Here is a 24,400-nt window from a genome sequence, read left to right as displayed (position 1 = left end):
CGTGGAATGACATATCTGCGTATATCAAATTCAAAATTACTACTATTTTAATTAACAACTTTAAGATAACAATTTTTATTATGGATACAACAAAAACAAATCCAAATTTACAAGAAAACTTTATAATTTCCGAAAATGCAGCAAAACGTATATCGGAATTGATACAAGGTGAAAAAAATAAAGACGTTCGCCTAAGAATTTCCGTCTTAGGTGGGGGCTGCTCAGGTTTTCAGTATAATTATGATTTTGATTCTTCACAGCAAGATGATGATAACATCTTCAAAAAAGACGGTGTTGAGGTTGTTATCGACTCAATGTCACTTGAGTATGTAAATGGTTCAATGCTTGATTTTGTAGAAACTCTCGGTAGTGCCGCATTTGAAATAAAAAACCCTAATGCAACGGCTAACTGCGGCTGCGGTAATAGCTTTTCGGTATAATCATATTGTTGGATTTAATCTTAATTCTGCCCGCCTAAATATACAAAATCGGCTGTAGCGTTTCTTCAAAATAGAAAAAACTTGCCCGTACCAATAAAAAGCTTATATTCTGCTATCATAAACTCAATATGACACATACTCAAATGCAGCAATACGAAGGTTGGGAAGACTTTAAGAACAAATCCGTTGATGAAAAAGCCTCAATATTATCCGGTGAAAAAGGCAGCCTGTTCGATGTAATATATGCACAACAATTTACCAAGGAACATCTGGAAGAATTGTTTTTTCTTGCGGATACCGTACGTCAAATAGCAAAAACTCAAAAAGGCATGAATTTTTTGCGAACTATATTATCGGATAAAAGGGCTATGCTTTTCTTCGTGCAGCCTTCAACCAGAACATTCCTGTCATTTTTGAACGCATGCCAGATTGTGGGTATGCAGATATCCGAAATACGTGATTCTTCAACATCTTCGGAGGTAAAAGGCGAGTCACCCGAAGATATGATTAGGACTTTTTCCAGTTATGTAGACCTTATAATTGTGAGGCATCACAATGAGGGATTTGCAGAACGTGCTGCATGGACATTAAATTTTCACGCTAGCCGCACAATACCGGTCATAAACGGCGGTTCGGGAAAAGACCAGCACCCTACACAAGCCCTACTGGATATGTACACCCTAAAAAGAGCCGGACAGATACAGGGGAAGAAAATCGCTATGGTAGGTGACCTTAAACGAGGACGCACGGTACGTTCCTTATGCCGCCTTCTGTCATTATATGACGATAACGAGATATGCTTTGTGTCCCCCAAAGAATTTGCGATGAAAAAGGATATATTGGAATTTCTTTACTCTAAAAATGTAAAATACACAATTACCGACAACCTTGAATCGGTAATACATGAGGTTGATGCGGTTTATTGCACCAGAATTCAGGACGAACATGATAAAAACGGGGAATCATCAACCGTAGATATAAGCAAATTCTGTATAACGGAAGATTTGGTAAAAAAAATGAAGGAAGATGCGGTAATCATGCACCCCTTCCCTCGTCGATACGAAATTGATGTAAAAGTAGACAAAGACCCAAGGGCAGCATACTGGAAACAGGGCAGAAACGGAATGTGGATAAGAATAGCCCTTATTCTAAAGGTAATGAACCGTGATAGCGTTGTTTACAGTTATTAATCTTAACCTTCGACATCTTCGTCCTTTTTATCATAAACCGGAGTTGCCTTATTACAAACCAGCAAGGCTCTGATAACTTCCATCAGGATAATAATGAAAACAGGAATGAATAAATATGCATATTCACCTGTATCTAACACACCGATACCGACAAAGTATTGCAATGTAAAAACCGCACAAAGCCCCGTTACCACAAAATTAATGAAAATCAGCTTCAAAATGCCCCTGATACGGATACGTGTTTTGCAGCTTGAACACTTAAATGAAAAAGGTGATAAAGCCGCAAGGATAGTTATTATCCCGATATCATTACCGCAAGAGGGGCATGTTGTCTTAAATTTCATTTTTTATAACAGATCCCTTATTACATTATGGAGTATTCCGCCATTTTTGTAGTATTCCACTTCATCACCGGTATCTATCCTGCATAATAACGGAACTTTTTCAGTTTCACCGTTAGAACGTGTAATAACGCAACTAACATCCATACCGGGCTTGATACCACCTTCTATACCGAGGATATCAACCTTTTCATCACCTTTTAAATTCAGGGACTTACGTGTAACACCATCTTTAAAGTTAAGAGGCAAAACGCCCATTCCGACAAGATTTGAACGGTGAATACGCTCAAAGCTCTCCGATATAACTGCTTTTACACCCAAAAGGATAGTACCTTTTGCCGCCCAGTCACGTGATGAACCCATTCCATAATCTTTTCCGGCAAAAATTACCAGAGGAACGCCCTGCTCTTTCTTTTTCATGGCAAAATCGTAAATAGTCACCGCCTCACCGCTATCAGGACATTTTGTGTAGCCACCTGTTTTTTCAGGGGTTATTTCATTTTGTATTCTGATATTGGCAAAAGTTCCACGCATCATTACTTCATGATTGCCGCGTCTAGAACCGTAAGAGTTGAAATCTTCAACCGCAACGCCTTTTTCCTTCAGATATTTTGCAGCAGGGCTGTCTTTTGCTATAGAACCTGCCGGAGAAATGTGGTCTGTTGTGATACTGTCACCGAATATTGCAAGGATACTAGCCCCTTTCACATCTTCGATGCTGTCAACTTCCTTCTTCATATCAGTGAAATAAGGCGGATTGTTAATGTAAGTACTATTCGACCATGCATACGTATCGCCACCTTCCACTTTTATTTTTTGCCAGTGTTCGTCTCCGGCAAATACATCGGCATATTTTGCAGCGAACATTTGAGGCGTAACATTTTTCAAAACAGCCTCGGCAATTTCAGCATTAGTCGGCCAGATATCTTTCAAATAAACATCATTACCGTTATTATCGTTAGCAATAGCATCTTTTGTGATATCAATATTCATGCTGCCTGCTATAGCATATGCCACAACCAAAGGAGGTGATGCCAGATAATTAGCCTTAACAAGGGCGTGTACCCTGCCCTCAAAATTCCTGTTGCCCGAGAGAACCGAACAAACAGTTATATCGCTTGCCTTTACCGCCTCTTCAATTTCAGGCAATAAAGGCCCTGAGTTACCTATGCAGGTAGTACAGCCGTATCCCACAAGGTTAAAACCAAGTTTATCAAGCTCATCATCTAAACCTGCCGCCTCAAGATATTCGGTAACAACCTTAGAACCCGGAGCTAGGGAAGTTTTTACCCAAGGCTTTACCTTAATTCCACGTGCAGCGGCTTTCTTTGCGACAAGCCCCGCCGCAATCATTACGGAAGGATTGGAAGTATTAGTGCAACTGGTTATAGCAGCTATCGTAACATCTCCATGCCTAATCTCATAATCTTTGCCTAAAATAGCAGTATGGTTATCAATATTGCCCACTCTGGTATGTAAAAACGTATCTTTACCTACCTTATCCTTATTAGGGTCTAAATCGTCACCTGCCACAGGTTTAAGCTCGTCAATCTCCTTTGAAGGGTGCTTAAAAGATTCGGACATAACTTTTTTAAATTCGGAAGATGCCGCCGCAAGGCTTATTTTATCCTGTGGACGTTTAGGCCCGGATATGCAAGGTTCAACGTCACCCAAATTAAGCTCAAGTATATCGGTAAATACAGGCTCTTGACTATTTTCATCGTTCCACATGCCTTGGGCTTTTGCATAATCTTCAACCAGTTGTATTTGAGCCGCATCACGGGAAGAAAGCTTCATATACTTAATTGTTTCCTTATCAATAGGGAAAAATCCGCATGTAGCACCATATTCGGGAGCCATATTCGCAAGCGTTGCCCTGTCTGCAAGCGGCATAGCCGACAAGCCGGAACCGAAATATTCAACAAACTTGCCTACCACACCTTTTGCACGTAGCATTTGTGTAACGGTCAACACAACGTCTGTTGCCGTAGTTCCTTCCTTCAATGTTCCGGTTAATTTAAAACCTACAACCTCAGGAATTAGCATTGAAACAGGTTGCCCCAGCATAGCCGCTTCCGCCTCAATGCCCCCCACTCCCCAGCCTAAAACTGCCAAGCCGTTTATCATGGTAGTGTGAGAGTCCGTACCTACTACCGTATCGGGGAATATATAGGTTTCGCCTTCAATTTCCTTGCTCCACACGACTTTTGCCAGATATTCAAGATTTACCTGATGGCAAATACCGGTTCCCGGAGGCACAACCCTGAAATTGTTAAAGGCTTTCTGACCCCATTTTAAAAATTCATAACGCTCACGGTTTCTTTCAAACTCCTTTTGCACATTCTCTTCAAAAGAGCTTGCCGTGCCGTATTTATCAACCATAACCGAATGGTCGATAACCAGATCAACCGCACTTAAAGGGTTTATTTTTTTTGGATCACCGCCTAAATTTTTCATAGCGTCACGCATCGCCGCCAAGTCTACAACCGCAGGCACGCCCGTAAAATCCTGCATCAACACCCTTGCCGGTCTATATGCGATTTCTCTGCTATTCTTTTTATCCTTTATCCACTGTGAAAAAGCTTTTATGTCATCGCTTTTTACAATATCGCCATCTTCATATCTTAGCAGGTTCTCCAACAGAACCTTTAGAGAAAAAGGCAACCTTGATATATTGTTACCGATTGATTTTTCAGCTTCCTTTATGCTGTAGTAGCTATATTTCTTACCTGACGAAGTGAGGGTGCTTTTAGTAGAAAAACTATCTATAGATTTTTTGCTCATTCTTAAATACCTTTTAGAATTATATGATGTTTATACCGACACCTATTTGTACACATAAAATCCTCGAAAATAAATACATATTTACTATTTATTAAGCAAATTTTGCTAAAATCAAGGTAGGGAGCATAATAATGCCTGAAGAAAAAATTGCTTTAATAATAGATGAAAATATACAGTCGGCAGAAATGATAAGGGATATAGTATTATCACTGGGTATAAAACCGGTTCATATAAGTAATAAGATAGAGCAGGCTCAAGAAGAGATTCTTACTAAAAAGCTATCCCTTATAATAACCGAAACACTAATAAACGGAGAGTCGGGGCTTGCTCTGGTAAACTGGCTAAGAAAGATAAACAATCCGAACAAAACCGTTGCCGTAATATCCTTGACAAGGAATGCCACTAAAAATCTGGTTGAAATGGCACGTGATACCGGAGTTACCGAATTTGTGATAAAGCCCTTTACAAAAGCCACTCTTACATCGGCGATAATAAGTGCGACAAGGTCACCGAGAAACTTTATAATAACAAGACATTATGCCGGACCGGACAGAAGGAGGAAAACTCAAGCCCCTCCGGACGGAAATGAAAAAAGAAACATGGCTAAACAAAAAGAGTAAGAAAATGAATGAAAACGGCGTATTACTGATTGTAGATATGAACAAGAGTTCGGCAAGATTATCAAAAGATATTCTGGAACAACTCTGTTCAAATGATGTAATTGTGACCGAAACAATAACTGCGGCAAAAAGCGTAATGGACAAAAATGATGCGGTGTTTATTATTATCAATTTTTTATATAATAACGATGAATGTCTAAACTTTATCAAAGCAATACGTTCCGAAACAGAGGGCAAAAACTACAAACTTCCTATTCTCACCTTTATTGAAAATAATACCGATATAACAGCTAAAGACGTGCTTAACGCAGGTGCGTCAAAATGCATAATAAAACCTTTCGACCACCAAACATTAAAAAACAATATTTTAGATATAATAAATAACCCGAAAAACTTCATTATGACCGATAACTATATCGGTCCCGACAGAAGAAATGAAAATATGGGCGTAAAAGAAGATAAACGCAATAAACGCTAACGATAAAAAACGCCGCACCAATAGACAGTTGCAAAATTATATAAAAAATCTATATATATAGTAACTTTGAATTTACTTTACCTCTCTAAAAAGTTTCCTAACTTTTTAGAATGTGGATTCCACTATAATTTTGTTCTACTAACAAAATTCGTGGAATGACAAAAATAACTAAATTAAAGTTACTAAACACAGAAACAAACTGTCAATTTATAAAGATGCTTACACTTAACAACATCACCTGCAAAAAAGGTGAGCGAATACTTTTTAAGAATTTGAGCTTTACCCTAGGAGACGGATGTGCGGTTATAATAAGGGGGGCTAACGGTTCGGGTAAAACAAGCCTGTTAAATATAATAGCATGCCTTGCAACACCCGATGAAGGCGAGATATTATACGCAAACGAATCCGTAACCGGGGAACACCGGAGGGAATATTGCGGCATGATACAGTATATCGGGCATAAAAATGCATTAAAACCGCAACTCACGGTAAGGGAAAACCTGAAATTCTGGACAGACCTTAGAGATTCGGAAGAAAGACTAAATGCAGCCATATCATTTTTTGACCTCAATGATTTTGAAAACACCCTGTGTGCCAAGCTATCACAAGGCTGGCAGAAAAAAGTATCTCTGGCAAAATTGCTGGCATGTCCGTCCGAGATATGGCTACTGGACGAGCCTTTTACCAATCTTGACTATGATTCAAGGTTAAAACTGCGTAGCCTTATAGAAACAAGATGTGAAAATGGCGGTGCGGTAATAGTGGCAACGCATGATGACGTACAGATAAGTAACTCCGTAGAGCTTAATCCGGAGGATTTTGTAAATTGAATATAATGCTGATATTAATTAAGCGTGATTTACTGCTTGCGTCTAAAAAAGGCAGCGGAACAGGTAATATAATCGCTTTTTTTATTATATCCTCGCTTCTTTTTGCTTTTGGCGCAGGCTCAGAACCTGATAAGCTAAAAAACATCGGAGCCGGTACTATATGGGTCTGTGCTTTGCTATCCTCAATGATGGCAATACCGAAAATTTTCGATGAGGATTACGAAGACGGCTCACTGGCTCAAATATTCCTTCAGGGACACTTGACCGAGATTGTTATTTTATCAAAAATTATCTCTCACTGGATAATAAGCTGCCTTCCGTTAATATTAATTACCCCTTTTATAGCAATGCTTTTTAATATTGAAAATAACGTACCCTCGATTATGTTATCGCTGGCGATAGGAACACCGATATTATGCTCGATAGGTATAATGGGAGCCGCCTTGACTTTGGGTGTAAAGCGAGCAGGAAACCTTATAGGAATAATTATATTGCCGCTATATATTCCCACACTGATTTTCGGTGTCGGTGCAAATATTACAATGCTGCTGTCCGTATTGCTGCTTATGCTGCCTATAGCGATTCTTGCAACAGGCACAGCGATAAAGGAAGCGTTAGGAGAGTAGATGAACACGCAATTATATATTATAAGCCCTGAAAAATTTGAACTTGCCAAGTTCAAAACCGACCTAGAAAAGTCACTTGCAACAGGCAAAGTTTCGGTTTTTCAACTTCGGCTCAAAAACACAGATGATGAGAAAATAATCGGCTATTCAAAAGAAATAATTCCTATATGTCACAAATACAATGTTCAGTTTATACTGAACGACAGACCCGATCTGGCAGCAATAGTAAATGCCGACGGAGTGCATATAGGAGAAGAACAGGACGGTACGGTAGCAACCGCAAGGAAATTGCTGGGGAATAAAAAGGTAATAGGCGTAAGCTGTTACGGCTCTACAGACAGAGCTTTAGAAATGGCGGAAGCAGGAGCCGACTACGTAGCATTCGGGGCTTTTTTCCCGACACAGACAAAAGAACCCAAAGCCCGACCGAAACCTGATATTTTAAAATGGTGGGTTACAAATTGTAGCATACCGTGCGTTGCTATAGGCGGTATCAAAGCCGATAACTGTAATGAAATATCAAAAACGGGTACGGATTTTATCGCCGTAGTCTCGGCTATATGGCAACACCCCGAAGGCTGCGAATTTGCAACAAATGAACTTTATGAGGCTATTAAGCAACGTTAGCATCGGATTTATCTTCACTTAATTTATGCCTGCAAACCACTTCCGAGCCTCCGCTTAAGTATTCTAATTCATCAAAACTTATTATGCGGGTCATAAGCAATCCACGCCCATTGGGCTTATCAGCCCTTTCAGGCTTTAATTCAAAGAAGCTTTCATAGTCAAATCCCCTGCCGCAATCTTTTATGCTAAGTACGATTTCATCTGCATTTTTTGATAATTTTACCGTAACGTACTTATTCAGGTTTTCAGGCAAATGCAATCTCCTGTTTATTTCATTAGCCAGCTTACCGGAAGATAACAATTCGCTTTTTCTTTCAAAGCCTACATTCAGGTTTCCATGTTCTATTGCATTGGTCAGCAACTCTATCATTCCCAAAATAACCTTTTCGGGGTCAGGATAAGACCTTGCTAGAAAATATGCGGCATCATAAGCCTCTTTTGGCTTTCTCAATCTCATTTCAATATTTCTTATCAAAGATATTGAAGCGTTGTTTTTATCAAGCTCTTCTAGTAAATCTTTTTTATATCTTAAATCATTTAATGCAGAACGCATTATTGATATCAGCATATCATGTGTAAAAGGCTTGGTAAGATAATAATAAACACCGGAATCTATGCCCTCAATAATGCTATCATGATCTGCCGCTGCGGTCTGCATGATTACCGGTATATTTTTTTTGCTTTCATTCAGCATTTCCATGAATGTGATACCGTCAATGCCCGGCATCATTCTATCCAGTAATATCAATGAAATATCACTCCTGTTCTCTAGAATCTTCCACCCCTCTTCGCCGCTATAAGCCTTAACGGGTTCATATTCTTCTATTTTTAAATGCTCCTCTAAAAGTTCAACATTAATCGCATCGTCATCTACAACAAGTACTTTTATCACTATTTCAACTCCCCGATAGGTATAACAAATGAAAATTTACTGCCGCTTTGCACATTTTTCTCCGCCCATATATAGCCTTTATGTGCCTCAATAACCTCTTTACATATCGCAAGCCCGATACCGCAACCAAGAGCGTTATTTTTTGTAACCGAACTTTGGTTATATTTGTTAAATATAATATCCAATTCATCTTTAGGAATCCCCACCCCTTCATCTATAACCGATACCTTAAGGCATTTGCCTTGTATAGCTTTAAAACAAACTAAATCCTCTACCTTTACCGTTATGTTTGCCTCATTTGGAGAGAATTTAACGGCATTAGATATCAGGTTCGTTAATACCACGGATAACTTCACCATGTCAAAATAGTAATCGTTTTTTTTCTGGAGTCTGACTGTATCTACTTTGATTTTTTTCTTTTTTATCAACGGGTCTAAGTCTGAAATTACATTGTCGATACAATCAATAATACTGTTCTTTTCGATTTTGTAAGTTACATTACCCGACTCTATTGCCGATATATCGAGAATTGAATTTACAACCTTAAGTAATCTGGTGCAGCTATCTTCTATATTATTAAAGTAAGAAGCTACACTATCCGCCTTCCCTTCACGGGTCTTCTTTTTTCCAAGCTCGGCAAAATTCAATATAGCATGCATAGGCGAACGTATTTCATGCGAAACACCTACCAATAAATTTGTTTTATTATCACTAACGGTCTTAAGGTTATTATAGTCTTCCCTAAAGTTGACATCTCTGCATCGTATTACATTTACAAGTTTATCAAAAGCTTCAACAAGTTCCTCGGACTGCTTTTTTGTAGCAAATAAAGAGCTTATATAGATAAAGCCGTATTTTATTTTTCTTCTCAGCACAAATAAGATTACCGATAAAGCCAGAACGGTTACAAGCAGAAAAAAATATAGCGGATTATAAGCATAATTTTCGTTTACAACCTTTGAAAAGCTATCCGAAATAGCGGGAGTCGCAGTAAAAAATATAAATAAAAACGCAGTTAGAATAAGACTCAAGCTCATATACCTTAAATAATAAATAACTTACAAAATCACTTAAGCTCTAGCATACTAAATTGCAGATTTCAATAATTTATTCAACCTTGAATTGCATCGTCGATATCAACCTCATCTTCGGAAACCATTTCTCCTATATAGGAAATACCTTCCTTATGAGTTGAATTTTTATCCCCTGATTTTAGAGGGTGCCAGTCATATAAATCTTGCCCCTGATAGACCAGTTTATAGGCACATGTATCAGGCATCCAGTATATCTCATGAATATTTTCAGGCGTGATAATCCAACAATCAGGAACATTCTTCTTTCTGTTTTTGTAATCGGTACACTTGCATGTATCAAGATCGAGATATTTACAGGCAATATTACTTTGCACGATTTCGCCCGTATCCTCATCTTCAAGCCTTATCAGGCAGCAAAGACCGCAACCGTCGCACAAAGACTCCCATTCATCTTTGCTCATTTCCTCAAGTTTCTTCTCTTTCCAGAATTGCTCGGACATATTATTAATATTTTAACCATTACTATTGACAACAAACTGTATAATATTATACACATTCAGTATGGGTAAGCAATAAAACAAAAGGTAACTATAAATGACAACTGATATAGAAAAACAACAACAGCTTGAATCGGTTATAAAAGACGGTAAAATAACGGACGTACCGGATTATATACTTGATATGGTCGCACAAAGAGCAAAAGACTATTTTAATAACAGTCAGGAACGTCTTCTAGGTGCTTATAGTCAAGAAGCAAAAGAAACTATCAAAGATATATCAACTCATCAAAAAGTAGATTCACCTGAAAGAAGGGAGCTTCACAGAGAAATCATAATGGATATGATAGGCGGCAAAAAAGTTCCTGAAGACGGACAGCAAAATATATATCTTTTTGCAGGTCCTCCGGGAGCAGGTAAATCAACTTTGAGAAAAAAAATAGAATCCGGCGAGCCTCTGGGAGAAAACCACCCTCTTGAAGCATTGAGAGAACAGTTTAAAGAAGATGCAAAATCAGCCGTGTCGGTTGATTTCGGTATATTCAAAGCAAAACTACCTGAATACAGCGAGTCAAACGATAAACATAAACAAGAATACGGTGATATGTATGCCGTTATAAGATCTGAGGCAAGCGGTCTTAATGAAGCTATACTGCAAATGGCAAAGGACGCAAAGCTACCTAGCATTAGGGAGCAGCTAATGGATGTTGACATTGCAAAAAATAAAAACGTCCTACAAGAACTTGAAGGTAGCAATTTGACTGTAATAGGTGTAACTACTTCCGACCCCGAAACCACAAGGAAGCGTGTTCAGGAACGTGAAAACCCTATGAAAGATGAGGAGGTGGTACGTGCCATAAGGACTTTTAGCAAGCCTGAATCTTTTGAAACCCTTGCCAAGATAGCTGATAAGGCTGTATTGGTTAATACGGATAACGAGCAATATAAAACTATTCTTACCGCAGAAAAAGGTAATACCAAAGTCCACAACAGCAGAGAACTCATAAAATTCAGGAAAAATGAAGATTACGGTAAACAAACAGACTTTGTCGAATTGGTATCTAGAAGTTCAGGCAGAGATTTAAAAACTGAACATTTGTACGGAGTATAAATATTCTTACAAATATACCGCTAACATATTTGCAAAATAGTAATTTTTGATTTACAAAACTAATAATCTGAAGTTATTTGTATTTTCAGTTTTAATTATATAATAAAAAAACCATTTGAACCGACATGAATGAACAGGCAAAACAGGCTATAGACTCAAAAACATGGCCGTTTATTGAAGCAGAGAAAATATATAAGCGAATCGGAGGCAAAACTCCCGATAAGGGCTATGTATTGTTCGAAACCGGATATGGTCCTTCAGGTCTGCCCCATATAGGTACTTTCGGCGAAGTTGCCAGAACAACAATGGTAAGGCGTGCTTTTGAATTTATAGCACCCCAAATACCTACAAAATTGTTCTGCGTGTCAGACGATATGGACGGTCTTAGAAAAGTTCCCGAAAACCTGCCTAATCAGGAAATGATAGCGGCAAATCTGGGTAAGCCGCTTACAAACATACCCGACCCTTTCGAAACTCATGATAGCTTTGGCTCTCATATGAATAACCGTTTATGCAATTTTTTGGATAAATTCGGTTTTGAATATGAATTTAAAAGTGCGACACAGCTATATAAAAGCGGTATTTATGATGAAAAGCTGCTTGAGGTACTGAAAAAATTCGATGCCATAATGAAAGTTATGCTCCCTACCCTCGGTGAAGAACGTCAGAAAACATACAGTCCTTTCATGCCCATATCTCCGGCTACGGGGAACGTATTGCAAGTGCCTACTTTAGAATGCAATCCCGATAAAGGCACTATCAAATTTAAGGACGAAGACGGGGAAATAAAAGAGATAGCCGTAACAGGGGGTAATTGTAAATTACAATGGAAGCCTGATTTCGGAATGAGATGGGCGGCATTAGACGTTGATTTTGAGATGTACGGCAAAGACCACAATGCCAATGCAAGGATATATAGCGACATATGCAATATAGTAGGTGGAAAAGCCCCTGAGCAGTTCATGTTTGAACTATTTTTGGACGACAAAGGCGAGAAAATATCAAAATCCAAAGGCAACGGTCTTTCAATGGAAGAATGGCTTAGATACGCCCCGACCGAAAGCCTTGCTTATTACATGTTCCAAAGTCCAAGAAAAGCAAAACGTTTATATTTTGATGTAATCCCAAAAGCAGTTGATGAATATATTTCGTTCTTAGTTAAATTTGAGGAGCAAAGTGACGAGGAAAAATTTAAAAATCCTGTGTGGCATATTCACAACGGCAATCCGCCAAAACCTGAATTGCCCCTTACATTTGCTTTGTTATTGAACCTTGCAAGTGCATGTCATGCAGAAGATTCTTCTATTCTTTGGGGCTTTATCGAGACATATGCCAAGGGTGCAACTCCTGAAAATTCACCGTATTTAGATGAGTTGGTAAAACATGCATTGCATTATTATCAGGATTTTGTAAAACCAAATAAGAAATATAGAAAACCAAATGAACAAGAGCGTGCTGCAATGGCAGATTTGGCGAAAAGGTTGCTTGATTATACACCAAGCGATGAGCAGCCTATCGGGAACATTGTATTTGCGGTAGGTAAAGAACACGGATTTGAAAATTTGCGTGAGTGGTTTCAAGCCCTCTATGAAGTCCTGTTAGGGCAAAGTCAGGGACCACGATTCGGCTCATTTATTGAACTTTACGGTAAGGATAAAACCGCCGGACTTATTCAACGTGTATTAAGGGGTGAAGATCTTGCAGCATAAAGCCTTTACAGATAAAATTCTAAAATATGATTCTATCGGACAGCTTGTAGACAAATATCAATTGTTCTTGGTTGATTTATGGGGTGTGGTTCATGATGGTGCGGAACTATATGACGGTGTAAAAAACTGCCTTGAAGAGCTTAGGGCGGCAAATAAGAAAATTATATTTTTGTCTAACGCCCCTAAAAGAGAAAAAACTACTAGGGAAATACTAACGAAACTAGGTATATCCTCAGACTTATATGACGGGGTTATAACATCAGGCGAAATAGCCCGTGAATATATAATTTCAAACAAACATGATTTAGGTAAAAAATACTTTATATTCGAAGAGCAGGAATCCGACCTTCTATTTCTGGAAAATAACGAATACAAAAGAGTTGATTCGGTAAGTGAGTCTGATTTTATACTGGCTATAGGCTTCAACAGACCTAATCCATCACTTGAAGAATTAAAGACAACCCTTTGTCAATCCTTAAGAAAGAGTAATCCGATGATATGTGCTAACCCTGACACGGTTATTGTTGACAAAAAAGGAAACCAGTCAATGTGTGCCGGTGTTATGGCAAAGAAATATGTAAAAATGGGCGGTAAAGTTTTGTATTTCGGCAAACCTCATAACGAGATATACAAAAAAGCCTTCTTAATGTTCCCTGATATTGAGAAAAAGAATATCTGTGTAATAGGCGACAACCTTGAAACGGACATAAAAGGTGGTAATAATTTAGATATAGATACTTATCTAATCGCAGGAAGTATTCACGGTTACGATTTAGGCATAAAACATGGCGAGATACCTGAATATAAAAGACTGGTACAGCTATGCGATAATTATAATGTAAGACCAACAGGGGTATTGTCGTCTTTTGTCTTCACAAAGTAAGCTGCAAGATATTGTAATAGCTGAAAAAGATTCGTACTTTTTGTGGATTCCCGTTCTGTTCGGGATAGGGGTAATTGCGTATTTCAAAATCCCTTTCGAGCCAGATATAAAAATCAGCATCTTATTAACGGCTCTACTTTTAGTAGGAATATTTATATATAGAAAAAACACATACCTAATTTGGTTACTCATAATATCGTTAATAATATCCTGTGGTTTTTTATCGGCGAACCTTCGCACGATTTTAGTAAAAGCCCCTGTAATAAGCAAAGAAACTGGTATCAAAAAAATCACAGGCACTATTGAGAGCATCTCATCAAGAACTACAGGCAAAAGATTTGTATTAACAGAAATTGAAATAGAAGGAGTTGCTAAAGAAAACACTCCGAAAAAGGTTCGGGTAAATATAAACAAAAATGATTCCGGTGCAGTTATAGGCGACAGGATATCTATTTTAGCAAACTTATTACCGCTTCCAAGACCGGTAATACCGGGCGGATATGATTTTCCACGCCACGCATATTATCAGCAAATCGGTGCTATAGGATATTCGGTTTCAGACGGTGAAATCATATACTCACCGAAAAGTTTGAGTTTCAATGCGTCACTTGAGAATTTACGCAAATCTATCAAAGAAAATATCCTAAAATCATCGGACAGTAAAAACGGCAATATAGCGGTTGCATTATTAGTAGGTGATAAAGGCGGCATTGATAAAAAAACATTAGATGAAATAAGGTTTTCAGGCATAGCACATATATTAGCCATATCGGGAATGCACCTATCGCTAGTTGCTGCCATATTCTTTTTCTCCGGTCGATTTATATTTGCGTTAAGTAAAAAACTAGCCTTAAATTACAATATAAAAAAATGGGCGGCTTTTGTTGCAATAATCGGTAGCTTTATTTACCTGTTAATAAGCGGCACACCGATTTCCGCCCAACGTGCATTTATTATGACTTCACTTATACTAACGGCTATAATCATTGACAGGCTGGCAACCCCGATGCGTTCGGTTGCCGTAGCTGCATTAATAATACTTATTCTCACTCCTGAAAGTATATTAACACCAAGTTTTCAAATGTCATTCGCTGCCGTTTTTGCCTTGATATCGCTGTATGAAATAGCCAAGCCTTTTTTTAAATATTACTCCGAGTTCGGAATATTCAAAAAAATAGGTATTTATTTGTTCGGTATAATATTTTCATCGGCAGTAGCAGGCATAGCAACGGCTCCATTTGCCATGTATCATTTTAATAACTTTGCACCATATGGCATTCTTACAAATCTGATCGTAGTACCTTTAACGTCATTATTCGTTATGCCGTTCGGCGTGTTAACGTTACTGCTCATGCCTTTCGGATTAGAGCAGATAGGTCTTATACCGATGATATTCGGAATTGATATTATTGTAAAAACCGCTAGCTATATATCGTCCCTCCCCCAACCTGTAGGAAACATAGGTCAAATGTCAGATATCACACTTGCAATGCTCACCGTTGGAGGTGTTATATTTTTATTCCTGAAAACCAAAATAAGGTATGCGGGTATTTTAGTTATGATATCAGGCACATTATTTTCACTAAGTCCGAATATACCCAATATCATAATCGGAGAAGATACTAAATTAATCGCCGTAAAGACATCACCTGACAATTTAGCATTTTCATCAAAATTCCATGAGCGATATTCAAGGGAACAATGGCAAAAACGCTATGCAATAGAAAATCCTATAACTTTCGCACAAACCGAAGGAGATATAATAAAATGCGACTCGACACGTTGCCATTACAAATACGAAAATACACTAGCCTCATTTATAAAACACCCTATCGCATTTGAAGAAGATTGCGAAAATGCAGATATAATAATAAACCTGACCTACATAAAGAAAAGATGTAAAAATAAAAAATTAATCATTAACAAACAAGACATTAGAAAACAAGGAGCTAATGTGATACAGTATGGCGACGGCACTTTTGAAGTATATAATGTCAGCTCACTTAACAAAGGCAGAGCTTGGCAAAACGACTAGATTCAAGGTTACTATACATTCGGCATGACATAAAATTAAAGATTGCAGTACAATTTGTACAAAATCTATATTTATCGAACGCTCCCGAATCAAAAACAAGTTATTTTCCTTGATAAATAGCTTGTATTTACTTACAATTTGCGGTCTTTAATGAAATTATTATTATAATGATGACAGAACGTATATATTTATATGACAGCACTTTAAGAGATGGTGCACAAACAGAGGGTGTGGATTTTAGTCCTGCCGATAAATATGATATCGCAAAAAAGATAGATGAACTTGGTATTGATTACATAGAGGGAGGTTGGCCCGGTGCCAACCCTACCGACGATGATTTTTTTGCAAAACCACCAAAATTGAAGGTGTCTAAGTTAACCGCTTTTGGAATGACCAGACGACCTTCCACTACCGCAACGAATGACCCCGGTCTTGCAGCTTTGATAAATAGCGGTGTTAAAAATATATGCGTTGTCGGTAAAACATGGGATTTTCATGTTACAAAAGCATTGGGTACTACTTTAGATGAAAATGTGAAAATGGTATCTGAAAGTATATCCCACATAGTTGATAAAGGGATTGAGGCAATATTTGACGCAGAGCATTTCTTTGACGGCTATAAAGCCAATAAAGAATATGCTGTAAAGGTTGTAAAATCAGCATATGAAGCCGGTGCAAGATGGATTGTTCTTTGTGATACCAACGGCGGCTCATTACCTCATGAAATAGAAAACGTAATAAGCGATCTTACCGTTCATGTCCCCGGTGACCATATCGGCATACACTGCCACAACGACACCGATAACGCCGTTGCCAATTCACTAGCTGCCGTGCGAGCCGGTGCAAGGCATGTGCAGGGAACGCTAAACGGTGTGGGCGAAAGATGCGGTAACGCCAATCTTATATCTATTATCCCTACCCTGATATTAAAAATGGGGTTTGAAACAGGAATCACCAAAGACGGCTTAAAGAAAATAACCAAGATATCGCATTACCTTGACGAGCGTTTGAACAAAAATCCCGACAGATTTGCTCCTTATGTAGGTGCGTCGGCTTTTGCCCATAAAGGCGGACTGCATGTGTCGGCAGTTGTGAAAAACCCTTCCTCATATGAACATATAGAGCCGGAGTTAGTCGGCAACCGCCGTAATATACTGGTTTCTAATCAGGCAGGGCGTTCAAACATAATCGCAAGGCTTAATGATGCGGGTTTTAAAACCGATAAATTAGATAAAAATAAAATATCCAAGCTTGTTGACGTTATTAAGCAAAAAGAAAGCGAAGGTTACGCTTATGAGAGTGCAGACGCTAGTTTTGAAGTTTTAGCACATCGTGTTTTAGGCGATATTCCTGTTTTCTTCCGTATGAATAATTTTCGGGTAATCGATGAACGCCGTTGGGATTCTAACGACAAACTGGTCACATTATCCGAGGCTACCGTTCATATAGTTATCGACGGAGAGGAAAAAATAATAGCGGCAGACGGTAACGGACCTGTAAACGCTCTTGATAAAGCTATCCGCAAAGCACTGTCGGATAAATATTCTCAGTTAAACGACCTAAGGCTTGTTGATTATAAGGTGCGTATAATAAATTCAGGTGTGGGTACTCAGGCAATCACAAGGGTTCTTATCGAAAGTGAGGATTGTCAGGGCAATCGCTGGACTACGGTTGGCGTTTCAGCGAATATAATTGACGCATCTTACAACGCTTTAAGGGATAGCATAACTTACCGTTTAATGCGTAAGTAAAATGCCTGATAAGCCTGTAATAATACTAATTGCTCCCCAGCTTGGAGAAAATATCGGAGCCGCTGCACGCGGTATGTTGAATTTCGGTCTGACTGATTTGCGTATAGTAAATCCCCGTGACGGCTGGCCCAATCCTAAAGCTGTTGATATGGCAAAAGGTGCTAAGGACGTTATAAAAAAAGCACGGATATTTACATCTTTAAAAGATGCCACACATGATATAACAAGGCTATATGCCACCACAGCCCGAACAAGGGATATGGTAAAAAAAGTTTACGATGCACGAGAAACCGCCGCCAATATAATACAAAATAACGGCAAGTCGGCAATAATGTTCGGTCCGGAACGCTCAGGATTAAATAATGACGATATCACTCTTGCCGATGCCGTTTCTATTATTCCCGTAGCTCCTATATATACGTCACTCAATCTTGCTCAGGCTGTTAATATTATGTGTTATGAGTGGTTTGTGGCAACAAGTGAATGTTCAAACGGTGTAAGTGACAGTCAAGGTTTTGCCACCAAAGAAGAGGTTGCAAATTTGTTTGAACATCTTGAAACCGAGCTTGATAAAACGGATTTTTTCCGCATTGAGGACAAACGCCCGAAGATGGTAAGGAACATACGCAACATATTTTCCCGAAACGACTTAACCGAGCAAGAAGTAAGAACCCTTAGAGGGATTATAAAAAGTTTGACAAATAATAGATAATCTGTATTTTAAACCCTCCTTATTTTTAAGAGCTTTCGGTCTAACATTTGAAAGTTTTATTAAGGCATCGCTATCCTTGGGTAATCTCAAGGCTTTATTTGGTTAATAAAGGTCAGAATCGGCTGAAGTAGCGTAAAAAACTGTAATTTATATAAAGGAAATCAGTATGTCATATGTTATAAATGCAAAACATAAAATCTGCCGTCGTCAGATGGCTAGCGTGTGCGGTAGCCCTAAATGCCCTGTACACAGCAAGAATTACACACCGGGTCAACACGGTCCTACAGGAATGAAAGGTATCCTTTCCGACTACGGTAAGCAATTAAGGGCTAAACAGCAGCTTAAAAAGCACTATGGTACCGTAAGCGAGAAAAGCTTTAAGAAAGTTTATAAAGAAGCCTCCCGTAGAAAAGGTGATACTTCGGAGAATTTGATAGGACTATTAGAAAGCCGTCTTGATACCGTAGTTTTCAGGTCTAATTTTGTTCCGAGCATGTACGGCTCACGTCAGTTAGTGAACCACAAACATGTTAAAGTAAACGGTCAGGCAATTAACATTCCTAGTTATCGCCTAAAAGTCGGTGATGTTATTGAGGTAAAAGAAAAAGCTAAACAAATCCCTATGGTTATTGAAGCTACTCAGAATCAGGATAGAAATATTCCCGACTATCTGGAAGTTGACCCTAAGAAAATGACGGTAAAACTAGCTAGGATACCGGGATTGGAAGATGTTCCTTACCCTGTTATAATGGAACCTAACTTAGTAATCGAGTTCTACTCAAGATAATTCAATAAAAAAAGCCTCCTTCCGGAGGCTTTTTTTGTAAATAATTAACATTAAGGCGTTGCTGAAGTTTGGTTGCCTAAGTAAACACCCGTACCTTGCACACCGCCGGTTGCGTCAAATTTGAAGTTTCCTCCGAAATTTTCCGCAGAAGGGCCAAATAAAGCACCATTGATTGATCCGGCGGTAATATTTGCACCGGTTATAGGTGCACTGTCAAATCTTACCTGCCCTGCCGTATCAAAAGCAATGCTTCCGCTATTTTGAAAACTGTATCCGCCAAAACCGGTTATATTCAAATCACCGCTATTGATAGTTGCAGCACTACCGTTTCCTAATTGTATCGTAGCATTCATAGCCCCGGTATGACCGCCCAGACTGCTTCCGTTTAGGATATTTCCGAAAACGGAACCTGAATAAGTTGCACTTACTAAATTAGGAAGATTTACATTATCTGTAATTGTTCCCGCAACATACGGCATCATATGTGCTATATCAACGTTTGTACTAGTACCCGCTGTTACATTTGTTTCAGCCGCCCATACACCCCAATGTACATATTTACAATCCGAACAGCCAAGATTAGATACAAGGTTACCTGATACCATCACACCTTGACCGCCATTGGGTATGTTAACCTGCTCAAGAGCGTATGTGGAATCGTCGATATATGAGTACACCCCGGAAGTACTTGTTTTGCCGAAGCTAGCGTATGCACTTGTAGGACCTGTACCGCTAATCTTGTTTAAACTTAATGATGCTCCGTCAATCTGACCGTCAGCATTTTTTGTGAAAGAAAAGCCCTGTTGCCAATAACGGTTATAGCTTAAAGTACCGTTATTATTGTTAACGATGAATCCCGACATAAAGCCGAACGGCAGATTTCCGTTAGTACCGTTTATATAATTATTCGTATATGAGTGCCCAGACTGCATCATCGGCGTTTCAATTGACAGATTAGCATCATTTATATCACCACTTGCTATAAATCCGTCAACCACTCCTCCACTTCCATAAATTTCATCATCGAAGATATTCATGGTTCCACCTGCGTTTGTACCTGTTAATCCTTCATATTGGAATAATCTTCCTACGGAAGTTCCCGGGAAAATCTTACCGTAGGCAACCTTTAATGTTCCGCTGCCCCACTCCAGTTGCCCTCCTAAAAATGAACGTTTTCCCCAATCAACTAACATTCCCTTACTGCTTACCGAAGGCGATGAAATACCCGTATTATTTAACAGTTGGCCATCAATTATATTCCAGTCAAAAAAACCTAAGTCAGCGGAATTTGAAAGGTAAAGCTCATTATCAGGCAGGAAGCTAAAGAACTGACGACCGGATGTCGGTAATGTTCCTATTTGTTTACCTATAATAAAGTTATGTTGCGGTCCAACTCCGAAGTTTGTAAACGGCAGCCTGCCTAATTCAAGTCTTTGCACATACATATTACGGTTTTGTGATATATATTTCCAACCCGATGCCGAGCTACCGAAGCTATAACCGGATTCATAGTTAATCGGTATATATCCCGTTTGCGGTACAAGATTAGTATAAGTATCCGATGATAAAACGCCCGATCTAACATTGGTATTATTAAGACTATATAGTTCTAATTTAAATTGGTCATAAAGTGCTTCGGCATTTATATCCCCTTCATCATATACGCCCGCACTATCAACAAAGGAATATAGCCCGCGGTGTGTTACGTTTGTTAAACTATTAGTATTATTGGTGTTATTTTGATTTGCAGCATTAACGGTGCTATCAACCACACCACCGACATATTCCCCTGTTACAGGGTCAAAAGTGCCTCCGTTTTCAGCTAAGTAATTCGCAACATCGTTAGCATTGTGGTAAATGCCTTCACCATCAACATAACCTCCGTCTGCGGTTAAATATCCGCCTATATCTCTATTTTCATCATAATAGTTGCCATATCCACCGTCTCCATAATAATCTCCGCCATATCCGTCACCATAGTAAGTTCCACCATCTCCTCCTGTTGTTGCCGGATCTCTGTAAGTACCGTCTGTTGTGTAATATCCTCCATTTGGATCATGATATTCACCATTCGGGTTATCATATCCGCCGTCAGTTCCATCGGTTTGACCGGCTCTATATGCCGCCAATTCGGTTGCATCGTGGTAATTACCCTCGGAGTCAACATATCCGCCATCGTCTGTTAATGTAATTTGCCCGCCTTTTTGACCGTCCATGTAGGATTTTACTTCAGTCGAGCTATGGTACTTACCTTCGCCGTCAACATAACCTCCGTCTTCTGTCATATATCCGCCGTCATCAGGTAGAGTGCCTCCTGCAGGATTCGGTTTACGTCCCGTAGCATCTGCGGTATTATTTCCTGTCATAGGTTTCTTGCCCGCATTTTCAGTGCCTTTTTCTCCGCTGCGAGCTGCTGTCGGCTTGCCTTTTTCATTTTTACCGGACGCAGAATCCTGTTTTTCCTTAGAATCTTTGTCTTTAGTAGGGTTACGTTTATCAGATACTTTTGAGTCTTTTTTATCACCCTTGTCTTTTTTATCGCTTTGCTGATCGTCTCCTTCTTCCCCGCCTTCTTCAACGTCACCTTCAGGCGTATCTGATGAGGTTTCGTCTTCTAATCTTATTTTGATTTTATTATCAATTATAGAATCGGTCGGTATGATTTTAGCACCACCCGATGTACCCGGACGTCCTGCTAAACTTTGAACCTGCATAGCCATCTGTTCGGTAGTGGCACGGAATAATTGCGGCATATCATTCGGTGTTTGTACGGAAAGACCGGCTCCCCTGTCATTGATTGATTGCATATCTCCGGCTAAGTTTTCGAATGTAAGCACGTCACCATATACGAAAGTAGCGTTTGTTGCACCGTTTATAGGATTAATATCTACTATGGCAATACCGCCTCGAATACCTATCGTTCCTACGGGAGTTTTAATCTTAACTGCGTTGTTCTTGCTTAATGCTCCACCGATAAAGCGGAATGTACCTTTTGTACCTCTCATTATCAAATTTCCGCTTGAGTTATCCGGGTTATAAACAAATTCATCTATAACTACCGAGGAATTAGGACCTATAGTTAATGCGGATTTATCCATAAACATCAACTGACCGTTACCCGTACTATCTGATTTAATGGTTTCTTTGAAAAATACTTGATCGCCGATATTCATATTTCTTTTATTGCCGTCCGAGTCTATGGAGGTAATGTTTTCATTTACTGCCCCGACAATGCCTATTTTCTCTGCGGCAACGGAAAAGTTTGTACCGATTAAGACGTAACAAAATGCATAAACTATTATTTTTCTGAACATAAGCATTTCCAACCTTTTATTATTGTATCTTTGCTAGATATTTATTAGCATTATCAATTACTTCCTGCGGAGCGTTCTTGCTTGACAAGGCATCGTTAAAATATGATTTTGCCATTTCGTATGATTTTAGTTTGTAATATAATACACCCAACTCCTGTTTTATTCTTGGTAGTTCAGGATTGAACAATAATATTCTTTCAAGGGCGGGTATTGCCGATTCATAATCTTCCATCTGTATAGCAATATTTGCATATTCCATTGTGATATCTATATCGGACGGATCGTCCAACATTTTATTGAACGTCATATCAAACTGTTTTTTAAGAGCTTCATTGCCTGCGTCGGTAGCCGTACCGTAAGATGGTGTACATAATATGATAGCACTGATTAAAAATAATGTGAAAAAACTAATTTTATAGTTGAAGTTTATGTATGAAAGCATGATTATATCTAACTCTAAATTATGTTTTAACTAATTTTACGCATAAAAATCGATAGGTAATTTTACCTATTTATACTGCTAATGTTACATGAATATGGTTAACAAATGGTTAACTTTTTGTGACAAGTTATTGAGTGCCTCCATGATTTAGTATTAATTAAAGGTGAAAAAATGGAAACAGTACCTACAGAGCATTTTAAAGCCGGTGAACGGATTGTAACCGAGGGAGATAATTCAAAGAGTGTGTATCTTGTGATAAGCGGTCTTGTAGAAATTTCCAAGGGATATGGAGAAAATAAAGTTGTTTTGGCTAAACAGGGGAAAAATTCAATTTTCGGAGAAATGGCTTTAGTTGACGGTAAAAGGCGCTCTGCTACCGTTACGGCACTGGAAGACACATATTGTTACGTGTGCAATAGCGTAGCAATTGTTGCCGAGATTAATAAGCTGGATAATGAGTTGCGTATAGCATTAGAAAGCATGGCTGAAATTATAAGGGAAAAGAATCATGCATTAATTAATAAGAACCCTCCGCCTGACGGTGTTTTGGTTGAAACAAGGAATGCTAAAGGTGATTTAATGATGAATGAAGATGAAATAAAGGATCCATTTGTTCAGTCTAAGGTTGAAAATTTAAAAAATCCCTTTATACGTAGTCTGTTTAGAGTTTTAATGTCGACAGCTTTTAAATAGCAATAAAAAAATTAAAGGAATATTATGGAATTAATGCCGAATATACATTTTAATGAATCACAATTGATTTTTGAGGAAGGTTATCCTGCGGATTGCGTTTATTTAATATGTGAAGGAGCGGTTCAGGTGTTTAAAAAACGTGATAATAAACAAATACATCTGGCAGAGTTGGAGAAGGATTCTATTTTTGGAGAAATGGCTTTCATTTCCGAAAGACCTCGTTCTGCTACCGTTATGGCAAGTCAGAACACGTGGTGTTATTCTGTCAATAAAGACTCTTTTAACAGCAGGCTTAAATGTATGGATCCTACAATCAAGAATATTTTTGATGATCTTGTTGAAACTATACGTAAGAAAAGTGAAGCCGCACTTGTGGTTGATCATGGGGAAATAATAACAGAACCCCTTGATGAACTTACCGAAATGGAATTAAACGCATTTGGAAGTAATAACTCATTGGATATAATTGCACCAAGCCACCCTTACGATTATCTTACAAAGAACCCTGAAGTATTGAAGAAAGTGGACGAGATGGATATATTCATGCGTAAGTTATATAAAAGCTTGGTTCAAATTGCCTGCAAATAAACGTTTTTTTGCATTT

23 protein-coding genes are annotated in these 24,400 nt (G+C 38.6%); 16 read left to right on the top strand and 7 right to left on the bottom strand.

What is annotated here, in order from left to right:
• The first annotated feature begins 80 nt into the window (after positions 1-80).
• Both erpA and pyrB read left to right on the top strand, forming a co-directional pair.
• Positions 81-440, top strand: a complete 360-nt coding sequence (gene erpA, locus O2942_00555; GenBank protein ID MDA0780737.1) for an iron-sulfur cluster insertion protein ErpA — start codon at positions 81-83, stop codon at positions 438-440.
• A 128-nt stretch (positions 441-568) separates the two neighbouring features.
• The gene (gene pyrB, locus O2942_00550) at positions 569-1,630 is read left to right on the top strand and encodes an aspartate carbamoyltransferase (GenBank protein ID MDA0780736.1); all 1,062 of its coding nucleotides are present in this window, start codon (positions 569-571) and stop codon (positions 1,628-1,630) included.
• A 2-nt stretch (positions 1,631-1,632) separates the two neighbouring features.
• Here the strand turns inward: pyrB and O2942_00545 are convergent, their stop codons facing one another.
• Positions 1,633-1,974 (bottom strand): hypothetical protein, encoded by a 342-nt coding sequence (locus O2942_00545; GenBank protein ID MDA0780735.1) that lies wholly within the window; start codon positions 1,972-1,974, stop codon positions 1,633-1,635.
• Positions 1,975-1,977: 3 nt separating this feature from the next.
• Positions 1,978-4,755 (bottom strand): aconitate hydratase AcnA, encoded by a 2,778-nt coding sequence (acnA, locus tag O2942_00540; GenBank protein ID MDA0780734.1) that lies wholly within the window; start codon positions 4,753-4,755, stop codon positions 1,978-1,980.
• 131 nt (positions 4,756-4,886) lie between these two features.
• Between acnA and O2942_00535 the strand changes: the two genes are divergently transcribed.
• The 5 genes from O2942_00535 (at position 4,887) to thiE (ending at position 7,936) form a co-directional block, all read left to right on the top strand.
• A complete protein-coding gene (locus O2942_00535) occupies positions 4,887-5,375 on the top strand; it encodes a response regulator (GenBank protein ID MDA0780733.1) in 489 nt (162 codons plus the stop codon).
• Complete coding sequence (locus O2942_00530; GenBank protein MDA0780732.1) at positions 5,341-5,853, top strand: response regulator; 513 nt, start codon at positions 5,341-5,343, stop codon at positions 5,851-5,853. The genes O2942_00535 and O2942_00530 overlap by 35 nt, the downstream gene beginning before the upstream one ends.
• Before the next feature lie 215 nt (positions 5,854-6,068).
• Positions 6,069-6,683 (top strand): cytochrome c biogenesis heme-transporting ATPase CcmA, encoded by a 615-nt coding sequence (ccmA, locus tag O2942_00525; GenBank protein ID MDA0780731.1) that lies wholly within the window; start codon positions 6,069-6,071, stop codon positions 6,681-6,683.
• A gap of 5 nt (positions 6,684-6,688) precedes the next feature.
• Positions 6,689-7,309 (top strand): heme exporter protein CcmB, encoded by a 621-nt coding sequence (ccmB, locus tag O2942_00520; GenBank protein MDA0780730.1) that lies wholly within the window; start codon positions 6,689-6,691, stop codon positions 7,307-7,309.
• Positions 7,310-7,936, top strand: a complete 627-nt coding sequence (gene thiE, locus O2942_00515) for a thiamine phosphate synthase (protein ID MDA0780729.1) — start codon at positions 7,310-7,312, stop codon at positions 7,934-7,936.
• Here the strand turns inward: thiE and O2942_00510 are convergent.
• The 3 genes from O2942_00510 to O2942_00500 all read right to left on the bottom strand — a co-directional run bounded on the left by O2942_00510 (position 7,923) and on the right by O2942_00500 (position 10,362).
• Positions 7,923-8,828 (bottom strand): response regulator, encoded by a 906-nt coding sequence (locus O2942_00510; GenBank protein MDA0780728.1) that lies wholly within the window; start codon positions 8,826-8,828, stop codon positions 7,923-7,925. The genes thiE and O2942_00510 overlap by 14 nt on opposite strands.
• The gene (locus O2942_00505) at positions 8,828-9,859 is read right to left on the bottom strand and encodes a HAMP domain-containing sensor histidine kinase (protein MDA0780727.1); all 1,032 of its coding nucleotides are present in this window, start codon (positions 9,857-9,859) and stop codon (positions 8,828-8,830) included. The genes O2942_00510 and O2942_00505 overlap by 1 nt, the downstream gene beginning before the upstream one ends.
• Positions 9,860-9,939: 80 nt before the next feature.
• On the bottom strand, positions 9,940-10,362 hold the full coding sequence (locus O2942_00500) for a YcgN family cysteine cluster protein (GenBank protein MDA0780726.1): 423 nt from the start codon (positions 10,360-10,362) through the stop codon (positions 9,940-9,942).
• Positions 10,363-10,456: 94 nt separating this feature from the next.
• On the opposite strand from O2942_00500, the gene O2942_00495 reads away from it, so the two are divergent.
• The 7 genes from O2942_00495 (at position 10,457) to rpsD (ending at position 19,347) form a co-directional block, all read left to right on the top strand.
• A complete protein-coding gene (locus tag O2942_00495; protein ID MDA0780725.1) occupies positions 10,457-11,470 on the top strand; it encodes a zeta toxin family protein in 1,014 nt (337 codons plus the stop codon).
• A 125-nt stretch (positions 11,471-11,595) separates the two neighbouring features.
• Complete coding sequence (locus O2942_00490; GenBank protein MDA0780724.1) at positions 11,596-13,179, top strand: lysine--tRNA ligase; 1,584 nt, start codon at positions 11,596-11,598, stop codon at positions 13,177-13,179.
• On the top strand, positions 13,169-14,062 hold the full coding sequence (locus O2942_00485; GenBank protein MDA0780723.1) for a TIGR01459 family HAD-type hydrolase: 894 nt from the start codon (positions 13,169-13,171) through the stop codon (positions 14,060-14,062). The genes O2942_00490 and O2942_00485 overlap by 11 nt, the downstream gene beginning before the upstream one ends.
• Positions 14,046-16,097: a ComEC/Rec2 family competence protein gene (locus O2942_00480; GenBank protein MDA0780722.1), complete on the top strand. Its 2,052-nt coding sequence runs from the start codon at positions 14,046-14,048 to the stop codon at positions 16,095-16,097. The genes O2942_00485 and O2942_00480 overlap by 17 nt, the downstream gene beginning before the upstream one ends.
• A 167-nt stretch (positions 16,098-16,264) precedes the next feature.
• Positions 16,265-17,848 carry a citramalate synthase gene (gene cimA, locus O2942_00475; GenBank protein MDA0780721.1) on the top strand — a complete coding sequence of 528 codons (1,584 nt, stop codon included), beginning with the start codon at positions 16,265-16,267 and terminating at the stop codon, positions 17,846-17,848.
• Between the two features lies 1 nt (position 17,849).
• Positions 17,850-18,560, top strand: coding sequence for an RNA methyltransferase (locus tag O2942_00470; protein ID MDA0780720.1), 711 nt, complete (start codon positions 17,850-17,852; stop codon positions 18,558-18,560).
• A gap of 166 nt (positions 18,561-18,726) precedes the next feature.
• On the top strand, positions 18,727-19,347 hold the full coding sequence (rpsD, locus tag O2942_00465) for a 30S ribosomal protein S4 (GenBank protein ID MDA0780719.1): 621 nt from the start codon (positions 18,727-18,729) through the stop codon (positions 19,345-19,347).
• 50 nt (positions 19,348-19,397) lie between these two features.
• Here rpsD and O2942_00460 read toward each other — a convergent pair whose 3' ends face one another.
• Positions 19,398-22,661 (bottom strand): FecR domain-containing protein, encoded by a 3,264-nt coding sequence (locus tag O2942_00460; GenBank protein MDA0780718.1) that lies wholly within the window; start codon positions 22,659-22,661, stop codon positions 19,398-19,400.
• Between the two features lie 19 nt (positions 22,662-22,680).
• The gene (locus O2942_00455; GenBank protein MDA0780717.1) at positions 22,681-23,103 is read right to left on the bottom strand and encodes a tetratricopeptide repeat protein; all 423 of its coding nucleotides are present in this window, start codon (positions 23,101-23,103) and stop codon (positions 22,681-22,683) included.
• A 171-nt stretch (positions 23,104-23,274) separates the two neighbouring features.
• Between O2942_00455 and O2942_00450 the strand changes: the two genes are divergently transcribed.
• Both O2942_00450 and O2942_00445 read left to right on the top strand, forming a co-directional pair.
• Complete coding sequence (locus O2942_00450) at positions 23,275-23,796, top strand: cyclic nucleotide-binding domain-containing protein (protein MDA0780716.1); 522 nt, start codon at positions 23,275-23,277, stop codon at positions 23,794-23,796.
• Positions 23,797-23,820: 24 nt separating this feature from the next.
• Positions 23,821-24,384 carry a cyclic nucleotide-binding domain-containing protein gene (locus O2942_00445; GenBank protein ID MDA0780715.1) on the top strand — a complete coding sequence of 188 codons (564 nt, stop codon included), beginning with the start codon at positions 23,821-23,823 and terminating at the stop codon, positions 24,382-24,384.
• Positions 24,385-24,400: the final 16 nt, after the last annotated feature.

The sequence above is a fragment of the Pseudomonadota bacterium genome (genome assembly GCA_027620075.1).
Classification (GTDB): Bacteria; Pseudomonadota; Alphaproteobacteria; order Rickettsiales; family UBA6187; genus 1-14-0-20-39-49.
The sequence above is the reverse complement of the archived record's forward strand: the minus strand, read 5'-3'. Positions and strand labels throughout refer to the sequence as shown.